The following is a 7,854-nucleotide window of genomic DNA, read 5'->3' as shown; positions in this document are numbered from 1 at the left end:
CACGTCTTCGCCCGCATGAAGACCTGGAAGATCCTCCGCGACTGCCGCCTGAAAGGCGAAGGCGTCCACCACGCCATGCTCGGCGTCGCCCGCCTCCACAACCTCGCCCTCGCCGGGTGACCGGAAAATGACGCTGGTCATCCAGCATGTCGTAGATCATTTACGGGACAGCACTTAGCTCGCGTGAGACCTCTGCAGTAACTCGAAAAATCTACGAGTGATCGCAGAAATATGCGTGCTCATGTCAGGTTCTGAAAGTCGCGTGCTGACTCTCGTGCGCCCGGCTCCAGACCCGACGGTCGTGATAGACCCGGCCGGCGTGTCGGTGGAGACCGGGCTCGCGGACGCGGTCACGCTACGTCACCGCTGCCCACTCTGAGCGCACCGCGAAGCTGCCCCGGTAGCAGGAAGAGCGCGTCAGGCGTCAGCTGTAGACCTCTTTCGCCGCATTGGAGTCGACACCGCCGCTACGGCAACCCCTGCTGGACCCTTGGGGTTCCGGCGGACGTGGACGTTGTCGGGCCCGGACACGCCAGTCCCCGGGAGTCAGATCGGACGTGACGGGGCGGTTGGTGGTCTCCGGGGGGAGATGAGGGAGGCGGCGCCGTGGCGGCGTTGACGTCGGCTGTATTCGGTGATGGCCTGCCACAGGTCACGCCGGTCGACGTCGGGCCAGTAGTCGGAGGTGAAGTGCAGCTCGGCGTAGGTGGCGTGCTAGGGCAGGAAGTTGGAGGTGCGCTGTTCGTTGCCGGTGCGCCACAGCAGGTCGACGTCCGGCATGTCGGGGTGGGGCAGGTGGCGGGCGAAGTCGTCTTCACTGATGAGATGGGGGGCCACGTCGCCTGCTTGGGCTGCCTGAGCGAGGGCCGCGGCAGCTCGGGTGATCTCGTCGCGGCCGCCGTAGTTGATGCACACGGTGAGGGTCAGTCCGGTGCGGTTGCGAGTGCGGCGCTCCTCGCGCAGGAGGGCTTGGACGAGGTCCTCGGGCAGTTTGTCGGGGCGGCCGGACCAGCGCTGGCGTACGTCGAGATCACGGATGGGGCCTTCATCGAGGTCGCGTCGCATCGCTTCCAGGATGGTGGTGACTTCCTCGGTGTCGCGTTTCCAGTTCTCGGTGGAGAACGCGTAGAGGGTCAGGTGGCGCAGGCCGATCTCCAGGGCACCGTAGACCATCTCGTGGGCGGCGGCGGTACCGGCGCGGTGGCCTTCAAAGCGGGGCAGGCCGCGCTGCTCGGCCCAGCGGCCGTTGCCGTCCATGATGACCGCCACGTGGGAGGGCATCCGGTCGGCAGCGATCTGCGGAGGCTTGGCGCCGTCGCGATGTGATGGCGGGGGCCGCAGGGCGGTGTCTTCGGCTGCTGGGCCCGGAACGCTCGCGTTCACCGCGGGTCGCCGGGGTCCGGGCATGGTCAGGGGCGTCAGGCTCCAGGCCAGATGCGAGCGGATGCGGGCGGGGGCCAGGATGCGGGTGCGGGCGACGACGGAAGGGCGCGGGGCGCGCTTGAGCAGGGCGGGGCCGGCCGCGTCGACGGCATCGAGTTGGGCGCGCATCAGGCAGGCGGCCGTGTTGAGCACGTTGGCAGCGCCCGGGTGCATGCTTCTGGTCATCGCGGGTCTGGTCACCCATTGGCGGGCCAGAGCAGTCAGGTCGCCGATCAAAGCCGAGGCAGCGGGGCTCCAGCGCCTCTGCCGCAGATCGTCTTCCGCGCCGGGAAAGGCGTCCAGGGCCTCCTGTGGCAGGAGCAGGAGGCCCTGGGTGAGGTCGGCGCTCAGGTCGGTGAGGATGTCGGTGAGCTGGGCGCCGTCGATGAACTGCTTGTAGTCCTGTTGCCGGTCCAGCCTGAGCGTCATCGGCGCTCCGGCCTGTTCGAACAGGTGCCGTACCTGGTCGACCCAGGGCACCAGTGCCTCACACCAGGCCCGCCACGCGGCCCAGTCGGCGAAGTGCCGGTCGCGGACGTCGTCGCGTGTGCTGGTCATGGCGACTTGCAGGCTGGACAGGTCCAGGTGCCACCGCAGGGCGGTGTCCACCAGGGCGTGGCGGACCGGATCCGTGCTGGTGCCGGCCGCCAGGTCGCGTTGCAGGGCTTGGGTCCACGCTTGGACGCGGGCCTCACGTTCGGCCTGTCCTGCATCTTGCTGGTCGGCGAGGTCGTCCAGGATGCTCGCTGCCGCCCACAGGGCCCAGCAGGCCGGGCGCAGCACGGCCGGCATCAGCTGGATGAGGGCGTGGATCGCGGGATCGTGCACTCGTGTGGTGCGCTGGCACAGCCGGTACGCCGCCCGTAGGGCTGGGTCTTCACCGGTGAGCGACCGGGCGGTGAGCTGCCCCTGCCATGCTCGCGGGGCCGCATCGAGGTCTGCCGTCGTGGACTGTGGTGTGGCGCGCATGTGGGGGACCGGCACCTCAGTGTGCTTCCGTGTCGGATGCCGCAGGTGAGGGCGTGGCGGCCTGGCGTGGCGCGGGAAGGCCGACCTTGTCGCTTCCTGGTCCGGGCAGCGGGGTGGGGGCGGCCAACGGCAGGGAGCTGCGGGTGCTGCGGCGAAAACCCACCAGCGCGATCAGGGAGGCTGCCGCGAACCAGGTGAGCTGGATCGCCAGGTAGCCGGGTACCGGGCTGGTGGAGAACCCGGCCGCCGTGCTGGCCTGCATGGCCCCGTAAGAGGGCAGGTAGCGCATGACCGGGCTGTCGGCCCCGGAACTGCTGATGGGGTTCTGCAGCGCGAGGTCGATAATGCTGGTCATCACGATGGCGAACATGCCCTCGACTTCCCGGCGCAGCAGGGAGCCGAAGCCGACACCGAGCGCCCCGTAGGTGAGTCCGGCGCAGAACAGTGCGGCGGCGAGCAGGAGGGGCTGGCAGGGTGTCCAGGCCAGGCAGGTGATGGCGGTGGCGTAGGCGGCGACCGCCGCCGAGACCAGAGCCAGGGCGGTGACCTTGGCCAGGACGAGGTGGGCACGGGGGTAGCCGGCCATGGCCAGCCTGCGGTCGAAACCGCTGCCGGAGAACGTGGCGGCGAACATCATGAAACCGGTGATCAGCGTGACGGCGTTGAGCGCGCCGCTGATCTCGGTCAGTTCATTGCCGTGCGGCGCCAGCACCTCTCCGGTGGCGTGCAGACGCATCCGGGCCGGGGTGTCGGGCATCGCCAGGTACGCCAGGGTCGTCCACACCGGGACGAACAGGCCCACCAGGATCATGGCGAACCGGTTGCGGCCGTGCTCGATAAGCGTGAACCGGGTGGCGACGGCGAAGCGGGTCAGGTGGAACCTCACGCGGCGACCCCCGCCTCGTCCGGGCGGAGCAGCCCGCCGTCCAGGCGCCACAGCTCGTCCAGGCGCTCGGTGTCATACGCCAGGTGAGAGACGACCAGGACCGAGCGCCCCGCATCCCGCAGCCGCGCGGCCAGATCCCAGAACCGCTGGTAGGTGTCCCAGTCGAACCCCTGATACGGCTCGTCCAGCAACAGCACCTGCGGATCGTGCATGAGCGCCAGCGTCACGTTCAGCTTCTGCCGCGTGCCGCCGCTGAGCACACTGGTTCGCTCATCGGCGTATCCGGTGAAGCCCAGCACCTCCATGACCTCCTCGGCATACCGCACATCGGCCAGGCGGTAAGCCGTCTGGAAGAACGTCAGGTGCTGCCGGACAGTCAGAGCGTCATTGAGGACTACGTGCTGCGGGCAATAGCCGAACCGGCCGCTGTGACGGACCGTGCCACGCATGGGCCGCAGTTCGCCGGAAAGGACCTTCAGCAGCGTGGACTTGCCGGCGCCGTTCTCCCCAACGATCCCGCACAGCGTGCCTGCCCGAAGCCGCAGGTCAACACCCCGCAAGACCACACGCCGACGGTAGGCATGATGCACATCCTTGACCTCCACGCCTGTCTCCCCCTCCGAGACCTGGACCGGCCGTGACCCGAATGGCCTAACGACCACGACGCGCCAAGGACACGGACCCCACGCCACCGGGGCGTAGACGCATCGGTGCCAGCGGCGTGCAAGGGCTTCGGACGGACATGCCCGCGGTCGGGTCCTGAGCGAACCTGCCCGCGCCACTGCCCCAACCGGCGACCGGCCCGCGGGTTCATCCTGTGCGCCCTCCAAGATTGTGCGAACCCGCGCGCTTCCGACGCCGACCACTTCAAGCAGATCAACGACACGGCCGGGCACCCGGGCGGGGACGCCGTACTCGCCGCGTTCGGTGCCCGGATCACCGCGTGGGCGGGCCCGCGCGCCGCTGCGGGCCGCCTCGGAGGCGATGAGTTCGCGGTCGTACTGGAGTTGCCCGTCGGCCGTCGCGAGCAGCGTCTCGCGCAGCTGGTCCGGATGCTGCACACGCCGGTCACCCTGGACGACGGCCGCACCCTCCAGGTCGCCGCCTCGGTCGGCGCCGCGGCCGCCGACGTCCTCGGCGTCCGCGACCTGACCGGCCTGCAGAGGGCGGCCGACACCGCGCTGTACGACGGCAAGCACTCCGGCCGCGCGGTCCTCGCCACTCCCGCGCACACCACGGTCCCGTCGATCAACGGACGCCGGGCGGGCAGGCCGGGCACGGCCGTGTGGGGGCGGGCCGCATGAGCATCGCGACCCTGCCCGAGGGCGACTGGATCCGGGGCATCAGCATCCGGCAGCCGTACGCGGCCTGCATCCTCGCCGGGCTAAGACTGTGTCCTACGTGGTGAGGCGGATGAGTCGCTTGTAGCAGCACAGGGCGGCGGCGAGGCCGAGAAAGGCCAGGTAGTTGCGAGGATCGCGTTCGTAGCGAGGGCTCAAGCGGCGGTAGCCGGACAGCCACGACATGGTGCGCTCGATCACCCAGCGGTGCCGCCCCAATCGCTCGCTGGACTCGATTCCCTTGCGGCGATGCGCACGCCGATCCGCTTCCCTCGCAGCCATCTGCGCAGGTCAGCCCGGTCGTAGGCTTTGTCGGCGTGCAGGCGCTGGGGCTTGAAGTACCGGCCGCGGTGGGGGTCGTGTCTCGTGTGGTGACCCTCCACCATCGGCTTCAGCCCTTCGCTGTCGTGGGCGTGGACGGCCGAGACGCCGACGAGGAGGGGCAGTCCGTTCGTGTCCGACAGGATGTGCATCTTGGAACCCGGCTTGCCCCGGTCCACGGGGCTCGGACCTGTGTGTTCGCCCCTTTTTTCGCCCTCACGTGGGCGGTGTCGAGGACGACGCGGGTGACGTCGAGGAGGCCGGCGTCGTCGAGCCGATGCAGCACGGCCTCGTGCAGCCGCCCCCAGAGGCCGGCTCTCGACCAGATGAGGAACCGCCGATGGGCGGTCGACTTCGATATCCCGAAGCAGGGCGGCAACGCACGCCAGGCGCAGCCGGACACTAGGACGTAGATGATCGCGGCGAACAGCGTCTCATCAGGCGTGTCTTGCGTTCCGCCGCCCTGCGGCCGCACCTTCGACGGCGGGATCAGCGGCTTCGCGATCTCCCACAACCCGTCCGGAACAATCCAACTCCACGTACCCCGCCCCATGAACGGACCAACGACGCCTCACCACGTAGGACACGGTCTAAGAGGTCATCTCATTTGGGCTCAGCAGTAGTCTGTGGCCGTGTTGATGGTTGAGCGTCTGGTCCCGGACGGGTTGTGGGAGCTGTTCCAGCGTGTGGTGCCGGAGGCGCCGTCGCGTCCGCAAGGCGGTGGCCGACGCCGGTATGGCGACCGTGAGGTGCTAGCCGCGATCATCTTCGTGGCGACGACGGGCTGTACGTGGTCGCAGGTCCCGCCAGTGTTCGGACCGTCCGGTGCGACGGCCCATCGCCGGTTCACGGAGTGGTCGAAGGCCCGGCTATGGGCGAAGCTGCACCGGCTGGTGCTCGACGAGCTCGGCTCGCGGGGTGAGCTGGACTGGTCGAGGTGCGCGATCGACTCGGTGAACATGCGGGCACTGAAAGGGGGGGACCTGACGGGTCCGAATCCTGTGGATCGGGGCAAGAAGGGGTCGAAGATCCACTTGATCGCTGAGCGGACCGGGCTGCCCCTGTCCGTCGGGATTTCCGGCGCCAACCTGCACGACAGCCAAGGGCCTGGAGCCGCTCGTGCGCGGCATCCCGCCCATCCGCTCCCGCCGCGGCCCGCGCCGACGCAAGCCTGCAAAGCTCCACGGCGACAAGGGCTACGACTACGCTCGTCTGCGGAAATGGCTCCGTGAGCGCGGCATCCGGCACCGCCTCGCCCGTAAGGGCGTCGAGTCCTCCAAGCGACTGAGGCGCCATCGCTGGACCATCGAGCGCACGATGTCCTGGCTCGCCGGCCGCCGTCGCCTTCATCGCCGCTACGAGCGCAAGGCGGAGCACTTCCTGGCCTTCACCAGCATCGCCTGCACCCTCATCTGCTACCGCCGACTCGCCAAATGAGATGATCTCTTAGAACTCCTGACCGAATGGTCTTCGGAAGCCAGTGCTGTCGCTCGCTGGTGAGTATCCGACGTTGACCAGAAAGCCGCCGAGTATGCCGGTCTCTTCGAGCATGCCGCGTCGGCGGTCTTGCCCGGCGCTGGGTACTTTCCCGGCTCAGTGATCCCGTGTGGGGGGTCACGCGGGCACCGACGGCCTTTCTCGGCTGACGGTGTCGAGCAGTAGTTTCGCGGCCACTGCTGCTCCGTCGGTGCGGATGCCGTCGGCCACGGCCCGTGCCCGTGCGAGGGTCTCGGGGCCGAGGGCCGTCCCGAGTGCGGCTGACAGGGACTGGGTGGTCGGAGCCGAGCCGTCGTGTGCCGCACCGATGCCCAGGGCGGCCACCCGGCCGGCCCAGTAGGGCTGGTCCGCCGCCTGGGGCACCACCACCTGCGGCGCTCCGGCCTGGGCGGCCGTCGTCGTCGTGCCCGCGCCGCCGTGGTGCACGACGGCGGCCACCCTGCCGAACAGTGCCTGCTGATTGACCTCGCCGACGACGAAGCAGTCGTCCCGGTCGTCAATCAGAGCCAGTTCGGCCCAGCCGCGGCCGACGAGTGCGCGGCGGCCGTGCGCGCGGATCGCCTCGATGGACACCCGGGCGATGTCCGCGCAGACGCCGCGCATGCTGCCGTAGCCGACGAACACCGGAGGTGTGCCCGCATCCAGGAACGCCAGCAGGTCGTCCGCCAACGGGCGTTCGTCCGGCAGGATCCACGCCCCGGTGTGCACGACGTCGAGCTCCGGGGCCTCCCGCCACGGACCCAGGACCGGGTCCGACGCCAGCCACGGCCGGTCGGTGAAGATAAAACCGTGGACGTCGTCCACCGGAGGCAGACCAACCGAGGCCCGGTGGGCGTTGAGCGCCCCGCCGTGCAGCGCGTTGAAGGCCCGGGCGTTCAGGTCCCACAGCGCCCGGTTGTCGGTCACTTCCGGCGGGAACGACTGGCCCGCCAGCAGCGCGGGGGGCGCTTGGTGCGGCGACCGCAGCAGGAACGGGCAAAAGGTCGCGTACACGTAGGGGATACCGAGTTTCTCGGCCGCCGACCGCGAGGAGAAGTGCGCGAGACCGGTCGCCAGCAGGACGTCGCATCCCTCGGCGGCTGCGGCGACCGTGCCGAACTGCGCGGCCAGCTCGGTCACACGCCGGGAGGCCGCCGATTCCGTCGACGGCGCCGTCATCGTGCCCATCGGCCTGCCGACTGCCACCAGTTCCACGCCGGCCCTGGCCAGCAGCCGGGCGAAGACCTCGTCCGGCGGCGCACAGACCCTCACCTGCGCGCCGAGTTCCCGTAACCGCACCGCCAGCGCCACCAGCGGTTCGACATCCCCGCGCGACCCATAGGTCGACAACAACACACGCACCACGCGACTCCCGTTTCTGCAGGTACTGGCCTCGGTCGGCGATTCTGCGGCCTGACGGGGGCCTTGCCGCAAGCCCCC

4 protein-coding genes and 4 pseudogenes are annotated in these 7,854 nt (G+C 69.6%); 3 read left to right on the top strand and 5 right to left on the bottom strand.

The window, feature by feature from the left end; genetic code table 11:
• Positions 1-120, top strand: a pseudogene (locus B7L92_RS39835) (IS5/IS1182 family transposase); the annotation flags it as partial.
• Positions 121-546: 426 nt separating this feature from the next.
• Here B7L92_RS39835 and uppS read toward each other — a convergent pair.
• From uppS to B7L92_RS31505, 3 genes and pseudogenes are all read right to left on the bottom strand, one after another.
• Positions 547-2,214 (bottom strand): annotated as a pseudogene (gene uppS, locus B7L92_RS31515) (polyprenyl diphosphate synthase).
• Between the two features lie 193 nt (positions 2,215-2,407).
• Positions 2,408-3,277 carry a hypothetical protein gene (locus B7L92_RS31510; protein WP_081240725.1) on the bottom strand — a complete coding sequence of 290 codons (870 nt, stop codon included), beginning with the start codon at positions 3,275-3,277 and terminating at the stop codon, positions 2,408-2,410.
• Positions 3,274-3,882 carry an ATP-binding cassette domain-containing protein gene (locus B7L92_RS31505; protein WP_107501662.1) on the bottom strand — a complete coding sequence of 203 codons (609 nt, stop codon included), beginning with the start codon at positions 3,880-3,882 and terminating at the stop codon, positions 3,274-3,276. The genes B7L92_RS31510 and B7L92_RS31505 overlap by 4 nt, the downstream gene beginning before the upstream one ends.
• A 249-nt stretch (positions 3,883-4,131) precedes the next feature.
• On the opposite strand from B7L92_RS31505, the pseudogene B7L92_RS31500 reads away from it, so the two are divergent.
• A pseudogene (locus B7L92_RS31500) lies at positions 4,132-4,581 on the top strand (GGDEF domain-containing protein); the annotation flags it as partial.
• Positions 4,582-4,674: 93 nt separating this feature from the next.
• Here B7L92_RS31500 and B7L92_RS39830 read toward each other — a convergent pair.
• Positions 4,675-5,491 (bottom strand): annotated as a pseudogene (locus B7L92_RS39830) (IS5 family transposase).
• 85 nt (positions 5,492-5,576) lie between these two features.
• Here B7L92_RS39830 and B7L92_RS31485 point away from each other — a divergent pair.
• Positions 5,577-6,375, top strand: a protein-coding gene (locus B7L92_RS31485; RefSeq protein WP_255311227.1) for an IS5 family transposase whose coding sequence is annotated in 2 segments (ribosomal slippage) — positions 5,577-6,041 and positions 6,043-6,375 — 798 coding nt in all. Because the reading frame shifts where the segments join, the coding sequence is not laid out codon by codon here.
• A 177-nt stretch (positions 6,376-6,552) separates the two neighbouring features.
• Here B7L92_RS31485 and B7L92_RS31480 read toward each other — a convergent pair.
• Positions 6,553-7,776, bottom strand: a complete 1,224-nt coding sequence (locus tag B7L92_RS31480) for a glycosyltransferase (RefSeq protein WP_039831852.1) — start codon at positions 7,774-7,776, stop codon at positions 6,553-6,555.
• Positions 7,777-7,854 lie beyond the last annotated feature (78 nt).

Source organism: Streptomyces viridosporus, from assembly GCF_002078235.1.
Lineage (GTDB): Bacteria > Actinomycetota > Actinomycetes > Streptomycetales > Streptomycetaceae > Streptomyces > Streptomyces viridosporus.
Note: the sequence above shows the minus strand (reverse complement) of the source record. Positions and strands in the feature narration are given on the sequence as shown.